Origin of the sequence: Mucilaginibacter sp. CAU 1740, from assembly GCF_039839285.1 — a bacterium.
GTDB lineage: Bacteria > Bacteroidota > Bacteroidia > Sphingobacteriales > Sphingobacteriaceae > Mucilaginibacter.
In genome coordinates this window covers 1-22371 of the sequence record NZ_JBDOQS010000009.1, presented here as the reverse complement: position 1 = coordinate 22371, position 22371 = coordinate 1, and the positions used below count along the sequence as shown (strand labels likewise).

At 43.7% G+C, this 22371-nt stretch carries 19 protein-coding genes; 14 read left to right on the top strand and 5 right to left on the bottom strand.

The window, feature by feature from the left end:
- Nucleotides 1–27 precede the first annotated feature (27 nt).
- Nucleotides 28–438 (bottom strand): DUF6691 family protein, encoded by a 411-nt coding sequence (locus AAFN85_RS19165; RefSeq protein WP_347529220.1) that lies wholly within the window; start codon nt 436–438, stop codon nt 28–30.
- 1 nt (nt 439) lies between these two features.
- Nucleotides 440–1000 (bottom strand): YeeE/YedE thiosulfate transporter family protein, encoded by a 561-nt coding sequence (locus AAFN85_RS19160; protein ID WP_347529219.1) that lies wholly within the window; start codon nt 998–1000, stop codon nt 440–442.
- Between the two features lie 170 nt (nt 1001–1170).
- Between AAFN85_RS19160 and AAFN85_RS19155 the strand changes: the two genes are divergently transcribed.
- The 14 genes from AAFN85_RS19155 (at nt 1171) to eutC (ending at nt 18685) form a co-directional block, all read left to right on the top strand.
- A complete protein-coding gene (locus tag AAFN85_RS19155; protein WP_347529218.1) occupies nt 1171–1725 on the top strand; it encodes a hypothetical protein in 555 nt (184 codons plus the stop codon).
- A gap of 229 nt (nt 1726–1954) precedes the next feature.
- Nucleotides 1955–2875: a hypothetical protein gene (locus tag AAFN85_RS19150; RefSeq protein WP_347529217.1), complete on the top strand. Its 921-nt coding sequence runs from the start codon at nt 1955–1957 to the stop codon at nt 2873–2875.
- 27 nt (nt 2876–2902) lie between these two features.
- Complete coding sequence (locus AAFN85_RS19145; RefSeq protein ID WP_347529216.1) at nt 2903–4459, top strand: phosphatase PAP2 family protein; 1557 nt, start codon at nt 2903–2905, stop codon at nt 4457–4459.
- Nucleotides 4460–4492: 33 nt separating this feature from the next.
- Nucleotides 4493–5308 (top strand): hypothetical protein, encoded by an 816-nt coding sequence (locus AAFN85_RS19140; RefSeq protein WP_347529215.1) that lies wholly within the window; start codon nt 4493–4495, stop codon nt 5306–5308.
- A 110-nt stretch (nt 5309–5418) separates the two neighbouring features.
- The gene (locus tag AAFN85_RS19135) at nt 5419–6516 is read left to right on the top strand and encodes a hypothetical protein (RefSeq protein ID WP_347529214.1); all 1098 of its coding nucleotides are present in this window, start codon (nt 5419–5421) and stop codon (nt 6514–6516) included.
- 357 nt (nt 6517–6873) lie between these two features.
- Nucleotides 6874–7344 carry a RidA family protein gene (locus AAFN85_RS19130; protein WP_347529213.1) on the top strand — a complete coding sequence of 157 codons (471 nt, stop codon included), beginning with the start codon at nt 6874–6876 and terminating at the stop codon, nt 7342–7344.
- A gap of 131 nt (nt 7345–7475) precedes the next feature.
- Nucleotides 7476–8588 carry a D-TA family PLP-dependent enzyme gene (locus AAFN85_RS19125; protein ID WP_347529212.1) on the top strand — a complete coding sequence of 371 codons (1113 nt, stop codon included), beginning with the start codon at nt 7476–7478 and terminating at the stop codon, nt 8586–8588.
- Between the two features lie 12 nt (nt 8589–8600).
- Nucleotides 8601–9671 (top strand): membrane dipeptidase, encoded by a 1071-nt coding sequence (locus AAFN85_RS19120; protein ID WP_347529211.1) that lies wholly within the window; start codon nt 8601–8603, stop codon nt 9669–9671.
- A 250-nt stretch (nt 9672–9921) separates the two neighbouring features.
- Complete coding sequence (locus tag AAFN85_RS19115) at nt 9922–12522, top strand: glucosidase (RefSeq protein WP_347529210.1); 2601 nt, start codon at nt 9922–9924, stop codon at nt 12520–12522.
- A gap of 170 nt (nt 12523–12692) precedes the next feature.
- The gene (locus AAFN85_RS19110; protein ID WP_347529209.1) at nt 12693–13286 is read left to right on the top strand and encodes a Pycsar system effector family protein; all 594 of its coding nucleotides are present in this window, start codon (nt 12693–12695) and stop codon (nt 13284–13286) included.
- Nucleotides 13287–13656: 370 nt separating this feature from the next.
- On the top strand, nt 13657–14586 hold the full coding sequence (locus AAFN85_RS19105; RefSeq protein ID WP_347529208.1) for a sugar phosphate isomerase/epimerase: 930 nt from the start codon (nt 13657–13659) through the stop codon (nt 14584–14586).
- Between the two features lie 257 nt (nt 14587–14843).
- Entirely contained in the window at nt 14844–16202 is a 1359-nt protein-coding gene (gene eat, locus AAFN85_RS19100) for an ethanolamine permease (protein WP_347529207.1), read from the top strand.
- Nucleotides 16203–16341: 139 nt separating this feature from the next.
- A complete protein-coding gene (locus tag AAFN85_RS19095) occupies nt 16342–17709 on the top strand; it encodes an ethanolamine ammonia-lyase subunit EutB (protein WP_347529206.1) in 1368 nt (455 codons plus the stop codon).
- Nucleotides 17710–17926: 217 nt separating this feature from the next.
- Nucleotides 17927–18685 (top strand): ethanolamine ammonia-lyase subunit EutC, encoded by a 759-nt coding sequence (gene eutC / locus AAFN85_RS19090; protein ID WP_347529205.1) that lies wholly within the window; start codon nt 17927–17929, stop codon nt 18683–18685.
- Nucleotides 18686–18735: 50 nt separating this feature from the next.
- Here eutC and AAFN85_RS19085 read toward each other — a convergent pair whose 3' ends face one another.
- From AAFN85_RS19085 to AAFN85_RS19075, 3 genes are all read right to left on the bottom strand, one after another.
- On the bottom strand, nt 18736–19248 hold the full coding sequence (locus AAFN85_RS19085; protein WP_347529204.1) for a DUF4251 domain-containing protein: 513 nt from the start codon (nt 19246–19248) through the stop codon (nt 18736–18738).
- Between the two features lie 270 nt (nt 19249–19518).
- A complete protein-coding gene (htpG, locus tag AAFN85_RS19080) occupies nt 19519–21402 on the bottom strand; it encodes a molecular chaperone HtpG (protein WP_347529203.1) in 1884 nt (627 codons plus the stop codon).
- A 250-nt stretch (nt 21403–21652) separates the two neighbouring features.
- Nucleotides 21653–22186 carry an NADPH-dependent FMN reductase gene (locus tag AAFN85_RS19075; protein ID WP_347529202.1) on the bottom strand — a complete coding sequence of 178 codons (534 nt, stop codon included), beginning with the start codon at nt 22184–22186 and terminating at the stop codon, nt 21653–21655.
- Nucleotides 22187–22371 lie beyond the last annotated feature (185 nt).

The following is a 22371-nucleotide window of genomic DNA, read 5'->3' as shown; positions in this document are numbered from 1 at the left end:
ACATGCATGCTTCGCACCACAACTAATTTAGTGCGGCAACTTATCGCGCAGCAAACCATACACCCAGGTGCCGCAAATAGCGCTTAACAGCGTAACAGATGTAACTAAAAAGCCACTACCTATCTGCGCAAACAGCGGACCGGGGCAGGCCCCCGTAATGGCCCAGCCAAGTCCGAAGATCAATCCACCATAAACATTGCCCCAGTTAAACTTTTTATCAGGGATGATGATAGGTTTGCCATGGATAGTTTTGATATTGAAACGTTTGATGATCAACACAGAGATCATTCCTACAACTATGGCGCTGCCAATTATTCCGTACATATGGAATGATTGTAACCTGAACATCTCCTGGATCCTGAACCAGGAAATTACTTCTGCTTTTATCAGTATTATACCGAATAGTAAACCGGCTAACAAATATTTGATATTGCGCATATTATAACTGTAAAAGATAAGGTAAAATAAACCAGGTCATGATAAAGCCGCCTATCATAAAACAGCAGGTTGCCACCAGCGATGGCCATTGCAGATTAGAGATGCCCATTATGGCATGGCCGGAAGTGCACCCGCCGGCGTAGCGTGTACCGAAGCCTACCATAAAGCCTCCAAGCACCATAAATATTAAGCCTCGTACGGTAAATAGCTGCTCAAAACTGAATATATCGGCAGGTAATAAACCATCAAAGTTTTCAACTCCCTGCTGTTGCAGTAGGGTGTGGGTTTGCGGGTTGATATTAACCGCATGGTTGCCGTTTAAAAGTTGAGCAGCTATAAATCCGCCTAAAACAATCCCAGCAACAAAAAACAGGTTCCAGCTTTCCTTTTTCCAGTTGTATTTAAAAAACGGAATATTGGCGGGCAGGCATGCTGCGCAGATGTGCCTTAATGATGATGATATGCCAAAAGTTTTGTTGCCCATAGTAAGCAGGGCAGGCACAACGAGGCCTATTAAAGGGCCGGCTACATACCATGGCCAGGGTTGTTTTATCAGGTCCATTTTTGGGTGAATAATTATTTAATTGGTAAATATAATCCAATAAAAAGCTTTAACTACCAGTAAAAGCAAGCGAAAAGTGTTAGTTATACAATTTTTAATTTTATTTGCTTTAACAACATTGTTACAATATATTTACTCCCAGTTATACACCCAATTAATATTTCCATACGGTGAAAAGGCTTATCGCCATACTATTGTTAAATGTGCATCTGTTCAATTTGGGCGGGTACAATTTGGCATTTCAGTATTTTATTCACCAATCAGAAGTGCAAATTGTTAAAGAGATCTACGAGAACAAGGTAGATGCTACCAAGCTTGTGGAGATAAAAATTCCGGTGCATTTGCCCAATATCACTACCTGGAACGGTTATGTGAAAGATCAGGGGCAGTTGCAGCTAAAAGGTGTTTACTACAACTATTTGCGCTATAAGGTTACCCGCGATACCATGTCGTTCATTTGTATAGCCAACGCGGTTAAAACCCGGTTGGTTACTGCTAATCTTATTATTGCCAAAGAGATAAGTGATGTTCCGTTGAGTAAAAAAGGCGGCCATGAAGCGCCGATGAAAAAAGTAGGGGCTACTACTGATTATAGCTTCCAGGTTATGCATTACCAGTTTGTTACCTATGGCTCTATGCTAAAGGTAAAACCCAATACTCTACTCTACCTTCCTACTTCACCCTTTATCGAGTCGCCAGGCAAACCGCCAAACCCGACCGCTTAAATTTAATCTACCTGTAAATTTTGTGAGTATTTGTTTTGCAGCTATTTAGTGTGCTGTAATGCTATGTGTTTTATGTTTTATCTGCTACTGCGGAGGTGCCATACCCCCCGGTTCGGTAAACATAATGATGCCTGGTGTTAGCATATAAAGCTTAAAGCGATAGTTTTAGCCAATGGCTGCTCATAGTTTTTTATATCAATTGTTTCCTTAATCATTTAAATTGAAATTTATGTCACTGTACTTTTACAGATGTAGTATTGTTATTTGCTTTTTACTTGTTGTATCGCAGTTTGCCAAAGCCCAAACTGATGCCGATGCTTTGATGATCCCTAAAAATTATTTTTGTGCCGCCGCGGTGTATTCCCATGGGAGTTGGGACCACTACTGGGAGGGTACATTTAAAAGGGATAACCCAAACCTTGGTACTGTAAGTACAAACACTTACACAGTGGGCGGTAACTACGGTTTATCAAACCGCATTAACCTGATCATGATGGTGCCATTTGTAACCACAAATGCATCGGCAGGTACCTTAAGGGGCGAGAAAAAATTCCAGGACTTGATGTTTGCTATTAAATGGATGGCTGTGAAAGAAGAAATAGGTCGGGGCCTTTTCAGTTTTCATGCCATAGCTACAGGCTCGGTGCCATTGAGCAATTATGAGGCCGATTATCTTCCGCTTTCTGTTGGTTTACACAGTAAAAACGTAGGTATCCGCGGTTTATTGAACTATCAGATAGGCAGGCTGTTTGTAGCCGGTGCCGGTCAGTATGTACGCCGCAGCAATATTTCTATCGACAGAACTTCATATTACACCACCGAAATGCATTATACCAACGAGGTTCAAATGCCTAACTATACCAACTTTTTAGCAAGTGCCGGTTACCGCAGTTTGAGATTTAATGCGGAAGCCACTTTCACCAAAATGACAACTATAGGCGGTTTTGATATCCGTAAAAATGATATGCCGTTCCCGAGCAATAAAATGAACTCGAATGTAGTAGGAGCCTTGTTTAAATACAGTACACCAATGGGCATTGAGGTTACTGCCGGCGGCAACTATGTTTTAAGCGGCCGTAACGTTGGGCAAACACGTTCAGGATACCTTAGCGTGTATTATGTATTCAATACCAAAGGTGAGAAAAAGTAAGAGGGGCAATTTTTTAAGAATTATAAAATGAAAAGAACATTACTAAACATATTTACAGGTACTCTTTTAACCGCGATCGCTTTAACGTCGTGTAAAAAAGATATTATAGATCGTACTGCACTGTACCCGGCACTGGCACCATCAAGTTTGGATCTGACTGCCGATACCTGGAAACCGGTTTTAATTTCTGATTTTAACGCTTTTACCGTAGCCGCGCCAGATGCCGTTACTTCGCCTGCTTACGTGGCCGATTTAAACGAGATCAAAGCTTATCAGCGTAACCTTAGCGATGCCCAGCAAAAAGTAATTCAATACTGGAGCGCCGGTTCGGTTTTGCGTTGGAACGAGATTTTGCGCGAATTGGTGGCTAAGCACAACCTACCTCCGTATCAAAATGCAGATGGTACTTATCCGGCACCAAACTCGGCTAATCCATTCAATTATCCGGAGTTCCCGTTTTCAAATCCACCTTACGCGGCCCGTGCTTACGCTTATGTAAGTGCAACCCAGTACGATGCTTTGATTGCGGCCTGGCATTTTAAAAACCAGTATAAACGTACAGCGCCTTACAAAAATGATTCGAATGTAAAAGCTTTGATCCCTGCTTCTGAGTTGCCATCATACCCAAGCGAAGACGCTGTGGTATCTGGTGCTACTTCAGAGATCATGAAACTTTTATTCCCTACCGAGATCGCTTACATTCAGCAAAAGGTGGATGATGAGCGTTTTTACAGGATAGCATCAGGTGCTAACACCCGTGCCGAATTTGCAGCAGGCGAATCATTAGGCAGGCAGGTAGCATTGTTATTTGCCGCCCGTGCCCGTGCCGATCGCGCCGGTAAAGCCATTGGTACACCTGATATCTGGAAAAGCTTTGAAACAACCACAGCTGCTAAAGGCGAACAATTTTGGGTGAGTTTAGAAACACCAAAAAGGCCGCCGATGCTGCCATTGTTTTCAAAAGTGATCCCATTTTTGTTTGATACGCTTACTGTTGTTGCTATCAGGCCGGGGCCACCATATGCTACCAATTCGGCCGAGTTTAAAAAGGAAACCGAAGAGGTGCTTTCATTTAGTAAAGACCATAGCCGGGACCATGAAGAACTGGTTGCTTTTTGGGCTGATGGTATTGGTACTTACACGCCGCCGGGTCACTGGAATGCTATTGCTGCCGATGAATTTGTTAAACAAAAATACAGTGAAGTGCGCTGGGCACGTAACTTTGCGCTATTAAACATGGCCGAAATGGATGCCGCGATAGTGTGCTGGGATACCAAATATTTTTACTTTAACCAACGCCCATCGCAGGCTAACCCTATTATTAAAACACTTACAGGTGTGCCTAACTTTCCGGCTTACACCTCTGGCCACTCTAATTTTAGTGGCGCGGCTGCAACGGTGTTAACTTATTTATTGCCAGATAGAGGCAGTAAATTTAACGATCTGGCGCACCAGGCTGCCATGTCGAGGTTATACGGTGCCATCCACTACCGCAGCGATTGCGAAGTTGGTTTAACAACCGGAAATAAAGTAGGCCAATACGCCGTTAACAGGGGTAAAGCCGATGGCGCAGATGCCAAATAACAGGATGTTGACTTTGAGGACGAATAATAAAAAATGCGCAGCTTAACTACCGATCAAAAAATATACTTTACACTTCGCCTTGCAGTAGCCATGTGCTTTATTGGTCATGGGGCGTTTGGTATCATCACTAAACAAATATGGTGTAATTACTTTGCCGTATTTGGGATAGGGAAGGATATGGCCTATATCCTGATGCGCCCGGTTGGTGCAATTGATATACTGATGGGTATCTCTATGTTGGTTTATCCAACCCGTGCAGTAGCAGGCTGGCTTGTGATATGGGGACTGATCACTGCATCATTAAGACCATTATCTGGCGAGCCATTTGCCGAGTTTATTGAACGCGCCGGAAACTACGGCGCGCCCTTTGCCTTGTTGCTTTTACAGGGTGGGTTTAAAATGAACTTTAAGCAATTGTTTGCCCGTATGGACGATCATGTAGAACTTGACCCCGCCACCCTTACCAAAGTAACGGCTTACTTGCGCGCTTTCGGTTTTTTACTATTGATTGGTCATGGTTGGTTAAACCTGGTTCAAAAACAAGGTTTGCTTAATCAATATCATGCTTTAGGCTTTGCCGATGCTGCCCAAACTGCGCAGGCGGTGGGTTTGCTGGAAGTGCTGGCTGCAATAATGGTACTTATTCGTCCTTTTAAAAATATACTGCTTGTATTTATTATATGGAAAATAACAAGTGAGCTTTTTTATCCAAAATACGAAATGTTTGAGTGGATAGAACGCGGCGGAAGTTATGGCGTACTGCTGGCCTTATGGTTTGCAGTAAAGAAAGCGCCCGCCCTATCTATGCTGTGGCCCTTTAAACAAACGTCGGATCTGAAGGCTTACTGATCTTTCAACTAATCTCGTTAACACGTTTTGCAGGGGCGAAAAATACCCTGCCTTGCTATGTTATTATCTAAACAATCAAAATGCTACAAAAACTTCCTACAAATAACATTATGAAAAACTTTACGCTGAAAGCAATTGGCGCTGTCGCCATCTTTATATTCGCCGCCGGGCAAAAGGCCAACGCGCAAGGTTGCGTGGCCATTAAAGGTACCGGTGGTTTAATGACCATCGAGCACCCGATGGAAGATTCATCGGTATCAGAACAAAGCTGGGAGTTAACCGCTTCGTTCAGGTATTTTAAATCTTTCCGTCACTTTAAAGGCAGCGATGAACAGAAACAACGTTTGGTTCTCGGTAACGAGGTGATCAACCATCAAAGTACGTATGATCTAAACCTTACCCGCAATTTCGACCGTTTTTGGTCGGTATCAATAGGTGTTCCTTATTTGATCAATACCCGCTCATCGTTATATGAGCATGGCGGTAAGGAGCGCCATAAATCATATTCAAATGGTTTTGGCGATAGCCGGATCATTGCCAGCCGTTGGTTGTTTGATAGCCATACTGCAACAAAAGGAAATATCCAGGTTGGTTTGGGTATCAAGTTGCCTACCGGCGATGACAACTACATGTCAAACTTTTATAACGTGATCCCATCAAAACGCCCGGTTGATCAATCGATCCAGTTGGGTGACGGCGGCGTTGGTTTTATTGCACAGTTTAATGGCTACCTTAACTTTAATAGCAACTTTAGCGGTTATACCAACTTGTATTACCTAAGCAACCCGCGTAATACCAACAATACCCGCACTTACCGTGAAACGCTGAGCGCCACACTGGCAAACGAAGCCATTTCGAGTGTGCCGGATCAGTACCTGGCAAGATTAGGGGTTAACTATACTTTTGGCGGTGATTTAAAAGCATTAACATTATCGGCAGGTGGCCGTATAGAAGGTATCCCGGTGCATGATTTGATCGGTAAGAGTGATGCTTTCCGTCGCCCGGGATATATCATTTCGGTAGAGCCATCAGTTAACTACGCCTTTAAACGTTTTAATGTATTTGCAAGCGTACCAATTGCCTTAAGGCGCGATCGTACACAAAGCGTTACCGATAAACAAAACTCGGCCATACAAGGCCAATATGTAATCGGCGACGCGGCTTTTGCTGATTATGCCATCAATTTTGGTGTGTCTTTTAAATTTTGAGAATATATATTTTACTTAGTTGAATTGGTGAAGCCGGGAGTGAGATCCCCGGCTTCTTTTGTTTTATATAGACACCAATTTTTCGAATTGAATCGAATTACACGAATTTCTGAGACGTTGTCAAAAACATATAGAAAACGCCATTGCGAGGTACGAAGCAATCTCCAAGAGGCAGAGCGGTTAAGCAAATCCGCCCTGTACAGGCGGGGATTGCTTCGTACCTCGCAATGACGTTGGGGATCGGTGCTTCATATCATCCGCTTTCATTCGTGTAATTCGTATAAATTCTCTGCGATAGATAAAAATTCGTGTTAAAAATTTAGTACTTTTTTATCTAAAAACAATAGTTTTACGTTCATGAACACTCCCGAAGAAAACTTCGCGGCATTGGGTTTAAACCTGCCGCCTGCACCAAAACCACTTGGCGTTTACAAACCTTGTTTAGTTGATGGTAAATATTTATACCTGTCGGGTCACGGCCCGGTTCAGGATGATGCCAGTCTGATCATCGGCCGCATTGGCGATACCATTAACCAGGAGGATGGCAAATTAGCCGCCCGTCAGGTAGGTTTAACCATGCTATCAACAATTAAAGCCAACATCGGCAGCTTCAATAAAATAAAACGTGTTATCAAAGTATTGGGTATGGTAAATTGTACGCCCGATTTTGAGAAACATCCATTCATTATTAACGGCGCAAGCGAACTTTTTGCCAAAGTTTGGGGCGAAGAAAACGGTATCGGCGTACGCAGTGCCGTAGGCTTTGGTTCATTACCGGATAATATCCCGGTTGAGATCGAAGCGCTGTTTGAATTAGAACAAGAATAAAAAGTTTTTTCTGTAGAGACGCATAATTGCGTCTCCCGCATGCAAATCACGATAGATTGATCAGTGTGTATGCGGATTGTCCTCTGGGAGACGCATGTGATGCGTCTCTACATTTTGAATAATTTTAACCCATGTCTGCAAATTGGTATAACATTCAGGACCTCGACAAACTGGATACCCCCGCGCTGGTAGTTTATCCCGATAGAGTGAAAACCAATATCGAAGCAATTACCGGTATGATAGATGATGTAGCACGCCTTCGCCCGCACGTTAAAACGTATAAAAATGCCGAGGTAACTGCTCTGCTGTTGGAAGCCGGTATCAGCAAGTTTAAATGTGCAACTATTGCCGAGGCGGAGTTATTGGCTATCAGTAAAGCACCGGATGTTTTGCTGGCTTATCAACCCGAAGGTCCTAAATTGCACCGTTTTATCAGGCTCATCCACGCTTATCCTAAAACACGGTTTGCTTGTTTGGTTGATAATTCAACATCTGCCAAAGAGATCTCGGATGCTGCTGAAAGGTATAAACTGAAGATTGATGTTTACCTCGATCTGAATGTAGGCATGAACCGTACAGGCATCCCGGCTGGTTTCGACGCTTTGCAGTTGTATATGGATTGTGAAGTGCTGCCCGGCATCAACCCGGTAGGCCTGCATGCATACGATGGTCATATTCATGATGTCGACCTGCAAAAACGTGCCGAGCGCTGCAATTTCGCGTTTGATCCGGTTTTAAAACTTCAGCAAAGCCTTAAACAAAAAGGTTATCCTGAGCCGATCATAGTGGCCGGAGGTTCACCAACTTTTCCTATTCACGCTAAAAGGCCATATGTAGAGTGTAGTCCCGGTACATTTGTTTATTGGGATAAGGGCTATCAGTTAGGCATGCCCGAGCAGGATTTCTTGCCAGCCGCGCTGGTAATAACCCGGGTTATTTCCCTGCCTGGCCCTACAAAACTTTGTTTGGATGTTGGCCATAAATCCATCTCGGCCGAGAACGAGTTGAGCAAACGCATATACTTTTTAAACGCGCCCGAACTTTACCCGGTAAGCCAAAGCGAAGAACATTTGGTTGTTGAAGCCGGTAAAGATCATAAATACCAGGTTGGCGATGTGTTGTACGGTATTCCGCACCACGTTTGCCCAACCGTAGCGCTTTATGAGCGCGCTTATACTATTCAAAAAGAAAATATCAGTGGCGAATGGCTCAACAAAGCCCGCGACCGTAAGATCACCATTTAATCCCCCTAAAAAATGTTTGTAGTTGATGCCCACCTTGATCTAAGTATGAATGCCCTCGAGTGGAACCGCGACCTTACGCGTCCCCTCGCCGAAATAAACCAACGCGAAGAAGGTTTGACCGATAAACCAGATCGCGCTAAGGCTACCGTTTCATTGCCGGAATTGCGTAAGGGTGATATAGGCTTGGTGGTTGCTACCCAGATAGGCCGTTATGTAGCTCTTGATAACCCGCTACCTGGCTGGCACTCTCCTGAGCAGGCCTGGGCACAAACGCAGGGGCAGGTTGCTTGGTACAAAGCCATGGAAGATGCCGGCGAAATGGTGCAGGTTAATGATCTCACATCGCTTGAAAAGCATCTGAAATTATGGGATGATGGTACGCCGAACGATAAAAAGCCGGTAGGTTATATTTTAAGTTTGGAAGGTGCCGATTCGATAGTGACGGTTCAGCATTTGGAATGGGCGTATAATTATGGCTTAAGGGCTGTTGGTCCAGCGCATTATGGACCGGGCAGATATGCTCAGGGTACAGATGCTACGGGTTACATGGGGCCGAAAGGGCATGAGTTGTTGAAAGAAATGGAGCGCCTCAATATTATTTTAGATGCCACCCATTTATGCGATGATAGCTTTTGGGAAGCGTTAGATCATTTTAACGGCCACGTTTGGGCAAGCCATAACAACTGCCGGGCACTGGTAAACCATAACCGCCAGTACAGTGATGAAATGATCAAAGTATTGATTGAACGTGGTGCGGTGATAGGTGCCGCCCTCGATGCCTGGATGATGGTACCTAACTGGGTGAGGGGAGTATCAACACCAAAAGGCATGAACTGCAATATGGAGGTGATGGTTAATCATATTGATCATATTTGCCAGATAGCAGGTAACGCTTTACACGTAGGTATGGGTACCGATTTAGATGGCGCATTTGGTCGTGAGCAATGCCCTTATGACCTGGAAACTATTGCCGATCTGCAAAAAGTTCCTGATCTGCTTAAAAAACGTGGTTATACCGATGAGGATATTCAAAATATGATGCATGGCAACTGGTTAAGGTTTTTGAGGAAGGCCTGGGCATAGTTCAGTTTGCAGTTTTAAGTTTGCGGTAAACAGTTGTCTGAATCAGAATTTACAGAATTTGAAGATTTTCAGAATTCATACGTCACGGTTAGATTCTGTTAATTCTGATTCAGACAAAAAGATAAATTCCCTCCCTTTCTTCATCGCACCGTAAAAACCTATCCTTAATACCCGTAACTTTCCTCAATAAAATCTACTTTGCAAAACACTTACCTTACTCTGATGTACAGTGTAATTTGCCATCTATACTATGAATGCAGAACAATCAAGGTTAAAAGATACAAGCTGGAAAAAGTGGGGCCCTTATGTAAGTGACCGCCAATGGGGTACCGTGCGCGAGGATTATAGCGCCAATGGCGATGCCTGGAACTACATTACCCATGATATGGCCCGCAGCAAAGCTTACCGCTGGGGCGAGGAGGGGATAGCCGGTATTTGCGACAGGCAGCAATATCTTTGCTTCGGCATTGCGCTATGGAATAAAAAAGACCCCATTATAAAAGAACGCTACTTCGGCCTGAGCAACCCCGAGGGTAACCATGGCGAGGATGTGAAGGAAATGTACTACTACCTGGATAGTACGCCAACGCACTCGTACATGAAAACCTTGTACAAGTATCCGCAAAACGAGTTTCCATACAAATGGCTGGTTGATGAAAACAAACGACGTGGCAGGCAAGATGCGGAGTTTGAACTGGTGGACACTGGTATATTTGATAATAACGAGTACTTTGATGTTTTTACCGAATATGCTAAAGCCGCGCAGGAAGACGTTTTAATTAAGATCACCATCCACAATCGTAGCGACAAAGATGCGCCTTTAAATGTGATGCCTACCTTATGGTTTCGCAATACCTGGGGCTGGGGATATGATTCGCGTAAACCCGATCTTACGGCCCACTCGAATAAGGTGATCAGCATTTTTCAGAAGGAACTTGGCCAGATGTGGCTGCACATCGATGGCGAGGCCGAATTACTTTTTTGTAATAATGAAACCAATTCACGCCGGTTGTATGATTACGACGACGGACGCAAGTATTATAAAGATGGGATAAACGATCATCTGATTCATGGTGCCGACTCTGTTAATCCCAAAAAAGTAGGTACCAAAGTGGCCGTGAATTATGATTTGGTGATCCCCGCGGGGCAAAGCGTTACCTTACGTTTACGTCTCTCTGAAGATGCTAAATACAGCTTTGAAGATTTTGATCAAATTTTTTCCACCCGCCTAACCGAGGCCGATCAGTTTTATAATGATATCCACGGCGAAACTATGAGTGCCGACCGTAGGCTCATTCAACGCCAGGCTTTCGCGGGGATGTTGTGGAACAAGCAGTTTTACTATTCTGATGTGCGCCATTGGTTAAGTGGCGACAAGGGAATGCCCAAGCCGCCACCCGAAAGACAAAACGCCCGTAATAGCAAATGGAAACATTTGAACACGCGCGATATTGTATCCATGCCTGACAAATGGGAGTATCCATGGTTTGCTGCCTGGGATTTGGCTTTTCACTGCCTGCCGCTGGCTACGGTAGATATGGCTTTCGCTAAAAATCAGCTGGTATTGCTTACACGCGATTGGTACATGCACCCTAACGGTCAGTTGCCTGCCTACGAATGGGATTTTGGTGATGCTAATCCTCCTGTACATGCTATGGCGGTATGGAATATTTACGAGGCCGATAAGGAGGCCAACAACGGAGTAGGAGATACTTACTTTTTGGAGCGGGTTTTCCATAAACTGATGCTCAATTTTACCTGGTGGGTAAACCGTAAGGATGAAGCCGGAAATAATATTTTTGAAGGTGGTTTCCTTGGGATGGATAACGTGGGGGTATTTGACAGGAACACGCATCTGCCTTGGGGCCAGCACCTGGAGCAGGCCGACGGTACCAGCTGGATGGCTATGTATTCGCTCAACCTGTTGCGCATAGCTACCGAATTGGCCGAAACGGATAAAGCTTATTCTGATATCGCATCTAAATTTTTTGAGCACTTTATTTACATAGTAGGAGCGATGTCGAACTTTGGCGAGGATGATGAAGGGCTTTGGGACGATGAGGATGGCTTTTTTTACGATCAGATCCGCTTTCCGGATGACGGTTCGGTAAAAATGCGGGTAAGGAGTATTGTTGGCTTGATCCCGCTGTTTGCCACCGAAGTACTGGAAGAAAAGGATATTATCGATAACCCCATTTTTCAGGACAGGCTAAAATGGTTTGCCGAAAAACGGCCAGATCTTGCCTCCCTCGTATCCCGCTGGAACGAAAAGGGGCATGAAGGCAAGCATCTCATTAGTTTGCTAAGGGGCTACCGCATGAAATCGCTGCTAAAATACATGCTGGATGAAAACGAATTTTTGAGCGAGTACGGCATTCGTTCGTTATCAAAGTACCATTTAAAACATCCGTTCCATGTTTCGGTAAATGGCGTTGAGTTTGGGATAAGCTATGTGCCGGGAGATAGCGACAGCGGTCTGTTCGGCGGCAACAGCAACTGGCGTGGGCCGATCTGGATGCCGATCAATTACCTGATCATCGATAGCCTGCACCGTTTCCACCAATATTATGGCGACGACTTTAAAATTGAATGCCCAACAGGCTCGGGTAATTTCATGAACTTGAAAGAGGTGGCCAACGAACTTTACGCCCGCGTTTCAAAACTGTTTATGCAAAATGGAAACGGCGAGCGACCGGTATTTGGCAAAAACACTAAGCTGCAAACTGATCCTCATTTTAAAGATCATATTTTGTTTTACGAGTTTTTTGATGGCGATACAGGCAAAGGGCTGGGCGCATCTCACCAAACCGGGTGGACTGGGTTGATCGCTAATTGTTTGTATGTTGAGTAGAAGGAACCCTGATTTTTAGGATTAGAGGATTGTCAGGATATTTTGTCTGAACCGGGATTTATGGAATTAAGGAATTTATCAAATTTGTTTGGCATTCGGGTAATTTTTCAATTCAACAAATTTAGGTTCAGGTAAATAATCTAAATTTATCAGCTTATAATCAAAACCAAATGGCAGATCAGGATGCTTTACCACCAAATACACCGCAACCCGCCGAGGTTGATTTAGGTATTGAAACACTTTTAAAAGTTACTTCCAGTACCGATCAGCGCCTGAGCGATATGGCCGATAATAAAGCGCAGATCCTGATCACGGTTAACTCCATCATTATATCGGCTATTATTAGTTTGGTGTTGCGCAAACTGAAGGATAATTCGTTTTTGATAGTGCCTTCGTACCTTTTACTTACCGTGAGTTTGGTTACCATGATCCTGGCCATTTTATCAACCCGGCCATCCATCCCCCGCGGAAAGTTCAGCGCAAAAGATCTGGAGAATAAGAAGGCTAACCTGCTCTTTTTCGGTAATTTTTACCGGATGAAGCTGGATGATTTTGCCATAGGCATGAAGCAGGTTTTAAATGATAAAGAATACCTGTACGAAACGCTGATCAAAGATATCCATACCCAGGGCGTAGTACTTGGGCGTAAATACCGGCTGCTAAGGGCAGCTTATAATGTGTTCATGTTTGGGTTGATCATAGCTATTATTGCCTTTATTGTATCATCCATGAAGCACAATAGTTTGCCGGATATAGTTGGTTAGCACTACGTTTGCGTTAGGGATAGGAGCGGATACCGGCCTTGTGGCTAAGGCCTGTAGGCGTATGAGCGGATAGCCCGGCCGCAGGCAACGCCCTCATTCAGAACCGTTGATTTTTTTGATTACGTTGATTTCGCCCGAATTTGAATTTGCTTAGCATCTTAATAATCTTTTATTTCAAACATCTCTATAATCCCACTCATCCCCAAAATCTACCCAAATCCCGGTTCAGACAAACATTCGGCAAATCCTCAAATTCTGTAAATTCTTGATCCAGATAATTTAATGTGTAAAAAAGACACATTAAATTTAAAATGCTGATAATTAATAATTAGCTTTACTGTACCAGTTAATTATTAACCATTATCAAAGCATGACTTACAGCAGAAGAAATTTTATTAAAGGTGCCGGCGCGCTTGCTCTTGGCGGCGTGGCCTTATCTGGCAAGGCGGCAAGTTTTTTAACCCCGATGGAGCATCATCCGATAGGGTTACAGCTATTTACCTTTTTCGGCATTATTGATGAAGACGTAAAAGGTACGCTCACTAAAATAGCAGGTATCGGCTATAAAGAATTAGAATCGGCCTTTAGTAAAAAGGGCGGCTATTATGGCATGAAACCTAAAGAGTTTAAAGCTATGGCAAACGGCCTGGGCTTAAGCTGGGTGTCGCACCACGTATTAGGCGCGCCATTTAAACTTCCTCCCGGAGCAAAAATGCCGGTAGGGGCAGATGGTAAGCCAATGGTATTGCCGCCTGTGTTGAACCTGCGCGATAACATGCAACAAGTGGTTGACGAAGTTGCAGAAGGTGGTGTAAAATACCTGGTATGCGCCAATTCGCCTACTGCTACTTTAGATGAAATAAAAAGTACTATATCGGTTTTGAACAAAACCGGCGAAGCTGCTAAAAAAGCAGGGATCCAGTTTGCTTATCATAACCACGATATGGAGTTTAAGGCCGTTGATGGTAAAGTGCCTTACGATTTGTTGCTGAGCGAAACTGATGCCCAAAATGTAAAAATGGAACTCGATTTGGCATGGGCAGTTAAAGCGGGTAAAAATCCGGTTGAAATGTTCAAGGCGCATCCAGGCCGTTTCCCGCTGTGGCATGTGAAAGATCTGGATGCCAAACGCGAAAATATTCAGCCAGTTGGTGGCGGTACTATTGATTTCAAGCCAATTTTCGCGGCAGCAAAATCGGCAGGAATGAAACACTTTTTTGTAGAACATGATATGCCTAAAGATGCCTACGCAAGTATCACTGCCAGTATGGGGTATTTGAAAAATAAATTGATGGTATAAATACAGTACCTCTAAATTTCTTTGATATAAAAAAACAGCCGGTTAAAATTACCGGCTGTTTTTGTTAATCGATTGTTTTGAACCTATAATTTTAATTGTTGTTCTGAGATGACGGTATTAAATTGACTTATAGTGTAATAAATCCGGCGTGATTTTGAAATATTGCCTGTTAACAATTCCATAATGTGCGCTGATTTTGATTTAACCTCTCGTTTAAGTAATTTAAGGCAATAATTATTATTTGAATCGGGCGGTTTATGGCAGAAAAATCTACAGAACAATTAAAAAAAGTTTTAAAACCGGTTCATTTATGGGCCATTGCTGTAGGTTTAGTTATTTCGGGCGAATATTTTGGCTGGAATTTGGGTTGGGCTGTGTCTGGTACAGTCGGCTTGCTGATAGCTACCTTGGTTATCACCTTAATGTATATTGCTTTTATTTTTAGCTATACCGAACTTACAACCTCCATACCGCATGCCGGCGGGGCTTTCGCCTATGCCTACCGCGCCATGGGGCCATTTGGCGGGCTGATTGCCGGCTATGCTACTTTGGTCGATTTTTTGGTGGCCACGCCTGCTGTTGCTGTATCCTTAGGTAGTTACCTGCATTTTTTATATCCCGGCATACCAGTAACGGAAGCCGCTGTTGGCTTTGTTGCGGTGTTTATTTTTCTCAACATGCTGGGCGTAAAGGAATCGGCTACGTTTTCGGTGTTTATTACCATACTGGCCGTAATAGAGCTATTGCTCTACCTGGGCATTGTATCCCCGCATTTTAAAACTGCCAATTACCTTGCCGACCCAATGCCTTTTGGCTGGTCGGGCGTGTTTGCGGCTTTGCCATATGCTGTTTGGTTTTACCTGGCCATTGAAGGTGTGGCTATGGTTGCCGAAGAAGTAGATAATCCTAAACGGAATATTCCGCGTGGCTATATATCGGCCATAATAACTTTGGTAGTATTGGCTTTAGGCGTAATGGTAATAACCGGCGGCCTAACAGATTGGCATAAGCTAAGCCATTTAGATTACCCGCTGCCCGAAGCCATTGGGATTGTGTTGGGAAAAGGCAACGGCCTTACCAAAGTATTTGCCAGCATTGGTTTGTTTGGTTTGATAGCCTCTTTGCATGGCATCATTCTGGCCTCATCAAGGCAGGTTTTCGCTATGGCGCGCAGCGGCTATTTGCCGCGGGTGCTGGCTAATATCAACCATAAATTTAAAACGCCGCACTGGGCGCTTGTGGTTAGCGGCGCTGTAAGCTGTATTTTTATATACAATTTTAAAACAGATCAGATCATTATGCTATCGGTACTCGGCGCGGTAGTAATGTATATTATGAGCATGCTGAGCATTTTTATATTACGTAAAAAAGAACCGCGTTTAAACCGCCCGTTCACAGCACCGTTTTACCCGGTGTTCCCGGCAATAGCTTTGGTTATTTGTATAGTATGCCTTTTCGCCTCAATATATTTTAATCCTGATATGAGTTTGATTTTTGCAGGAGGCTTGGCAATAGTACTAATAGTTTTTGTTGCGATGGGAAAACACAAAGTAGCGCTGGACGAGGATATGATGAATGCACCTCATGAAGAAGATGTCATTGAGTCATTCGATTAGTCATTAAGTCATTAAGTCATTTGGTCATTGGCTTAGCACGAGGTATTTCGTCTGTTGACAATGACCTGAAAAATGACCTAATGACCAAATGACGCGAAGCAAATGATAATAATAATGACACGCAGTAAATGACAAAACAATGTACCGCCACACCATACACCACCGGGTTTATAAGTTTGCCGATCTGAAAACGTTGCTCGGCAAGGCTTCGCCTTATCGCTCGGGTGATGAGCTGGCTGGTTTATGTGCCGATGGTTATGAGGAACGTGTTGCCGCGCAGATTACTTTGGCCGATGTTCCGCTTAAAAACTTTTTGAATGAGGTTGTTATCCCTTACGAACAGGATGAAATAACCCGCCTCATTATTGACGAACATGATGCTTTGGCCTTCAGTCACATCAGCCACCTAACAGTTGGCGAACTGCGCGATTGGTTATTGAGCGACGAAACTGATTGCCGCACCTTAACAACCATAGCCCCGGGTTTAACTCCCGAAATGGTTGCCGCTGTATCCAAACTGATGCGCAACCAGGATCTGATGGCTATGGCTGCAAAATGCGAGGTGGTTACCCGTTTTCGCAATACCATTGGCTTAAAGGGCCATTTCAGCACGCGCTTACAGCCCAATCATCCAACAGATGATCCCCGCGGTGTAGCCGCCAGTATAATCGACGGGCTTTTATTTGGCAGCGGAGATGCTGTTATCGGTATAAATCCCGCAACCGATAGTCCGGCGGCGGTGAGTAGTTTGCTCACTTTGATGGATGAGTTGCGGCATCGGTTCGAGATCCCTACACAAACCTGTGTGCTTAGCCATATCACTACCACGCTGCAACTGGTTAATGAAGGTTCACCGGTTGATCTGTGTTTTCAATCCATCGCCGGCACTGAAAAAGCCAATTCGAGTTTCGGTGTTAATTTAGGTTTGATTGAGGAAGCTTACCAGGCCACACTATCATTAAAACGCGGAACTGTTGGCAATAATGTAATGTATTTTGAAACAGGGCAGGGCAGCGCGCTTTCGGCTAACGCGCATTTTGGAGTTGATCAGCAAACTTGCGAAGTTAGGGCTTATGCTGTAGCCCGAAAGTTTAACCCCTTGCTGGTAAATACGGTGGTAGGCTTTATCGGTCCGGAGTATTTGTATGATGGCAAGCAGATTATCCGTGCGGCTTTAGAAGATCATTTCTGCGGGAAACTTTTAGGCTTGCCTATGGGTGTTGACGTTTGTTATACCAATCATGCCGAGGCCGATCAGGATGATATGGACAACTTGCTTACGCTTTTAGGTGTGGCAGGCTGTAACTTTGTAATGGGAATCCCAGGTTCGGATGATATTATGTTGAATTATCAGTCAACATCGTTTCATGACGCCTTGTACCTGCGTAAAGTATTGGGATTAAAACCCGCGCCCGAATTTGAGCGATGGTTAGTTAGGCAGGGGATTCTTGATGATAAAGGAAATATGTTGCCGGTTAGGGAGCATGGGTTGTTGGATGGATTTTGATGAGAAGCTAAAAAGAGAGAGGGAATGTGCGATTCCCTCCCTTGGGAGGGTGTAGGGCGGGGTTCAACGCTATGCCAATCGATATACATAGCGGATAAACCCCTCCCTGCCACTACACAATCCAACGCACCCCTCCCCAAGGAGGGAATTAAAAAACTCCTCCTAAAATAGTAAAGGTTATAATAAACAGTGATTGATAGAGATTCAAGAAGACTAAATGAAACGTAACATTCCACACGAAATTGAACCATTAAAAGCCTTGCAGGAGTTTACTTCGGCACGGATAGCTATTGGTCGTGTGGGAACAAGTATCCCGCTCAAACAATCTTTAGAATTTAAACTGGCCCATGCCCATGCACGGGATGCTGTTTATTCAGAATTGGATCTTAATAAGCTAACAACCTTGCTAAAGCATTTTGAGTTGCCAATTCTACATCTGCATAGCCAGGTTACCGATAGACGTCAATACCTGCAAAGGCCCGATCTGGGGCGTAAACTTAATCACGCCTCCATAATACAATTACAGGATTACCGCGCTGATAGTGACGTCGCTATTATGGTTGTAGACGGCCTCTCGGCAACAGCTGTAAACGAAAACACCAAAGGATTGTTGGATGCGCTTATTCCATTACTAATTAATGGCGGTTTCAAGCTTGCCCCCATAAGTTTGGTTGAACAGGGTAGGGTAGCCATTGGCGATGATATCGGTCATGGCTTAAACGCCAGGCTATCGCTAATACTGATAGGCGAGCGCCCCGGCCTCAGTGCGGCCGATAGTCTTGGAGCTTATTTGACCTACAATCCAAAACCGGGCTTGACCGACGAATCGCGTAATTGCGTGTCAAACATTCGCCCTAAAGGACTTACTTATAAAAAAGCCGCGAAAAAGATCTTTTATCTGATCAGCGAAGCGTTTAGACGACAGCTATCCGGAGTGGAATTAAAGGATAACGCGGGATTGATTGAACAGTCTTAAAAGCAAAACAGATCAAAATGACTTAATGCTTCTGACTTAAAACTTAGAACTTATTTTTTCCTCGCTTCAATATAACCATTAAATGAAATTACGTCGCGATTGGTGCTGATCACTTGCAAAGTACCGTAACCGTCTTGCGAAAGAGTAAGGTTAAATGTTTGCACGTCGCGCCAATCGGCTATATTTTTGTCTTTGGGTTTGATAGTGATATTCCAACCGCTCCCTTTGGGTTTAGATACATAGCTGAATTTTGTGGTGTTTACTTTAATGCCGCCATCGGTGGTGCCTGGGTTGGGTGCAACATAGGCCTGGCCGAAATAAGGCAGGAATGCTACAACGGTATCTTTGCCAATTGTCAGATCGTAATTTGAAGTAAGCGCCCTGCTGCCTCCACGCATGGGCATGGCATAAGTGGCGTTAAATATAAAGTTTTGCGCCTCAACCATCTCTTTGAATTTGGCGCGCTCTGCCGCTTTTTTCTCAGCTTTGGTTTGCGCATAACTTATATTGATACCAATAAATATAAACGAAGCCACAAAGGCTATTTTGGTTAGGATTTTCATGATACAAATGTTTAATTGGTTAGACGATAACGAGTTGTTTAGGTTTAATTACACTCAAATTTAAACAATCTTTTAAACAAAAAAGCCACCCTGAAAAGAGTGGCTTTCTGATAAAAATATGGAAAAAGCGAGGGCTGTGCGATTCCCCTCTTGAGAGGGGCGGAGGGGTGTGTTATTCAGCATGTATGTAGCACATATCGCTGGTATAACACACCCCTGCTCTCGCGCTTCCCATCGCGCCCCCTCTCAAGAGGGGAACTTTTTTGATTATTATATCAAACTTACGCTGCGTTTAACAAACTCTGTTAATTCGGCACCGGTTAATAAACCTTGCGATAACAGGGCCAGATCGAACGCCTGTTTTGAAAGCTGAGCCTGTACGGCTTCGTCTTCTTCCTGTAAAATACGGTTTACCAGTTTGTGGTTGCCGTTTACAATTACTTTGTAGTTATCAGGCATGTTGCCGTAAAAGCTCATACCTCCACCCATAGCTGCCATATCTTTCATACGGCGCATAAACTCGTCCATTGTAATGGTTACAGGCAGTTCATCAGGGTTTAAGCTTTCAATTTGTACATTGTAGGCCGGTTTGTTGATGGCTTTGTTAAAAATGTCTTTAACCTTGGTGCTTTGTTCTTCGGTTAATACAGTTTCAGGCGCATCATCTTTTCTGATTAGTTTATCAGCAACATCGGCATCAACACGTTTTAATGAAGTTTTGTCAAGCTTTTGCTCCAAATGGCTAATGAAGTGATTGTCGATAGGCGAATCCAGTACCAGCACATCGTAACCTTTTTTAGTGGCCGATTGGATGAACGAATCCTGTTTTGCCGGGTTGTTGGTATAAATGTAAACCAGCTGACCGTCTTTATCGGTTTGAGTAGCCTCAACTTTATCTTTGTATTCAGGCAGGGTGAAATTTTGTTTTTCGGTATTGGTAACCAGTACAAAATCTTTAGCTTTTTCAGCAAATTTTTCTTCGCTTACCATGCCGTATTTTACAAACAAACCAATGTCGGTCCATTTTTCTTCGTAGGCTTTACGGTCGGCTTTATAAAGTTCTGCCAATTTATCAGCTACTTTTTTGGTGATGTAGCTGCTGATGCGTTTAACATTGCTATCGGCTTGCAGGAAGCTACGTGATACGTTCAGCGGAATATCCGGTGAATCGATAACGCCATGCAATAACATTAAAAACTCCGGAACAATATCTTTTACCTCGTCGGTAATAAATACCTGGCGGCTAAATAATTTGATCTTGTTCTTCTGGAACTCGAAATCGTTTTTCAGCTTAGGGAAATACAATACACCAGTAAGGTTGAAAGGATAATCAACATTAAGGTGGATCCAGAACAACGGGTCTTCGCTGAAAGGGTAAAGCTGTTTGTAAAAGTCAAGGTAATCCTCGTCTTTTAATTCCGACGGTGCTTTTGTCCAGATAGGGTTGGTGGTGTTGATGATGTTATCAACCTCAACCGAAGTGTATTTTGGGTTACCTTCTTCGTCAACGCCGTCTTCTTCAGATTCGGTTTTAGTGCCGAATTTGATAGGCACAGGCAGGAATTTGCAATATTTATCCAGGATCTCCTGTAGCTTGTGCTCGCTTAAAAACTCGGCCGATTCTTCATTGATAAACAAGGTGATCTCGGTGCCGCGCTCTTCTAAAATACCATCGCCAATTTCAAATTCGGTACTGCCATCACATACCCAGAAAGCCGGTTCGGCACCTTCCTGGTACGATAAAGTCTGGATCTCAACTTTATCAGCCACCATGAAAGCCGAATAGAAACCTAAGCCAAAACGACCGATAATCTCGTTCGCGTCTTTCGCTTCTTTGAATTTCTCCATAAACTCGGTAGCACCCGAAAAAGCGATCTGGTTGATATATTTCTTGATCTCTTCGGCGGTCATACCCAAGCCATTATCGCTAATGGTGATTGTCTTTTTGTCGGCATCAAATGCAACCTCAACACGTAGGTCGCCAAGTTCGCCGTTATACTGGCCTAATGAGGCCAGGCGCTTAATTTTTTGGGTAGCATCTACCGCGTTCGATACCAGCTCGCGTAAAAAGATCTCGTTATCAGAGTATAAAAACTTCTTAATTATCGGGAAAATGTTTTCGGTGTGGATCGAAATGCTGCCTTTTTCTTGCATAACTATATTTTAATATGGTTGATTTAATGTTTGTTGATACTGCTTCATCAATGCTTGTTCCAATTGTTGGTGTATTGTCAAATTGGCAGGGGGATATTCTCCACGTCATTGCGAGGTACGAAGCAATCCCCAATAAGCAGAGAGGCCAAGCAAATCCGTCCTGTACAGTTGGGGATTGCTTCGTACCTTATAATGACGATTGTTTATAAGGCGTAGGTAATTAGTTTTTTAATTTACTGAAATAAGAGTGTCAATTTATCTCATTTAAAAATGCCTTTATAACAGAGAGTAAAGCTTTTTTCGTTTCCTCATCCGTCACATTTCCTTCCGCGTCCATCTTACTCCTAATAAAGGGAATAAGCAAAGTAGCATCCTCACTAACCTTAGCCGAAAGTGCTCCAAGCGTTAATAACAGCGATGCATGAGCGTTCGTTCCAACTGAGGAAGCGGTAACCAAAGCAACCGGTTTATCAACCAACGATCCACTCGAAACCATCCAATCTAACATGTTTTTCAACTGACCTGGAACGCCGAAAGCATATTCGGGAGTACAAATCACTATGCCGGCTGCATTTTTCATAAAATGTCTTAATTCAGAAACAGCTTCCGGCGGGCGTTCATTATCTAATCCCGGATCAAAAGGAGGGATCTCGGCCAATCTATCGTACACAAAATAATGAATCTCATCAGGTACCGATCTACCTAAAAACTTCAGGATATTATGGTTTGATGAGCGGGAACGTAAGCTGCCGGAAATGGCGAGGATGGTCTTTTTAGGATTCATAGGATGGCATGATGCAAGCCAAACTTACGAACATTTGCTTAAAGAAAACGTCATTTTTACATCACGTCATTGCTGTAAAGGTTAGATAATTCGGTAACAGAATTAACAAGCAATAAAAAACGTTAATTCAATTATGCGGAACATCAATAATGATCTAACCTTAAAGCGGAATTATCTGAGTAAAT

What these genes read in the sequence shown, in the direction of transcription:
- AAFN85_RS19165 (WP_347529220.1), bottom strand. Translation starts at nt 438, where the DNA reads ATGCGCAATATCAAATATTTGTTAGCCGGTTTACTATTCGGTATAATA.
- AAFN85_RS19160 (WP_347529219.1), bottom strand. Translation starts at nt 1,000, where the DNA reads ATGGACCTGATAAAACAACCCTGGCCATGGTATGTAGCCGGCCCTTTA.
- AAFN85_RS19150 (WP_347529217.1), top strand. Translation starts at nt 1,955, where the DNA reads ATGTCACTGTACTTTTACAGATGTAGTATTGTTATTTGCTTTTTACTT.
- AAFN85_RS19145 (WP_347529216.1), top strand. Translation starts at nt 2,903, where the DNA reads ATGAAAAGAACATTACTAAACATATTTACAGGTACTCTTTTAACCGCG.
- AAFN85_RS19140 (WP_347529215.1), top strand. Translation starts at nt 4,493, where the DNA reads ATGCGCAGCTTAACTACCGATCAAAAAATATACTTTACACTTCGCCTT.
- AAFN85_RS19135 (WP_347529214.1), top strand. Translation starts at nt 5,419, where the DNA reads ATGAAAAACTTTACGCTGAAAGCAATTGGCGCTGTCGCCATCTTTATA.
- AAFN85_RS19130 (WP_347529213.1), top strand. Translation starts at nt 6,874, where the DNA reads ATGAACACTCCCGAAGAAAACTTCGCGGCATTGGGTTTAAACCTGCCG.
- AAFN85_RS19125 (WP_347529212.1), top strand. Translation starts at nt 7,476, where the DNA reads ATGTCTGCAAATTGGTATAACATTCAGGACCTCGACAAACTGGATACC.
- AAFN85_RS19120 (WP_347529211.1), top strand. Translation starts at nt 8,601, where the DNA reads ATGTTTGTAGTTGATGCCCACCTTGATCTAAGTATGAATGCCCTCGAG.
- AAFN85_RS19115 (WP_347529210.1), top strand. Translation starts at nt 9,922, where the DNA reads ATGAATGCAGAACAATCAAGGTTAAAAGATACAAGCTGGAAAAAGTGG.
- AAFN85_RS19110 (WP_347529209.1), top strand. Translation starts at nt 12,693, where the DNA reads ATGGCAGATCAGGATGCTTTACCACCAAATACACCGCAACCCGCCGAG.
- AAFN85_RS19105 (WP_347529208.1), top strand. Translation starts at nt 13,657, where the DNA reads ATGACTTACAGCAGAAGAAATTTTATTAAAGGTGCCGGCGCGCTTGCT.
- eat (WP_347529207.1), top strand. Translation starts at nt 14,844, where the DNA reads ATGGCAGAAAAATCTACAGAACAATTAAAAAAAGTTTTAAAACCGGTT.
- AAFN85_RS19095 (WP_347529206.1), top strand. Translation starts at nt 16,342, where the DNA reads ATGTACCGCCACACCATACACCACCGGGTTTATAAGTTTGCCGATCTG.
- eutC (WP_347529205.1), top strand. Translation starts at nt 17,927, where the DNA reads ATGAAACGTAACATTCCACACGAAATTGAACCATTAAAAGCCTTGCAG.
- AAFN85_RS19085 (WP_347529204.1), bottom strand. Translation starts at nt 19,248, where the DNA reads ATGAAAATCCTAACCAAAATAGCCTTTGTGGCTTCGTTTATATTTATT.
- htpG (WP_347529203.1), bottom strand. Translation starts at nt 21,402, where the DNA reads ATGCAAGAAAAAGGCAGCATTTCGATCCACACCGAAAACATTTTCCCG.
- AAFN85_RS19075 (WP_347529202.1), bottom strand. Translation starts at nt 22,186, where the DNA reads ATGAATCCTAAAAAGACCATCCTCGCCATTTCCGGCAGCTTACGTTCC.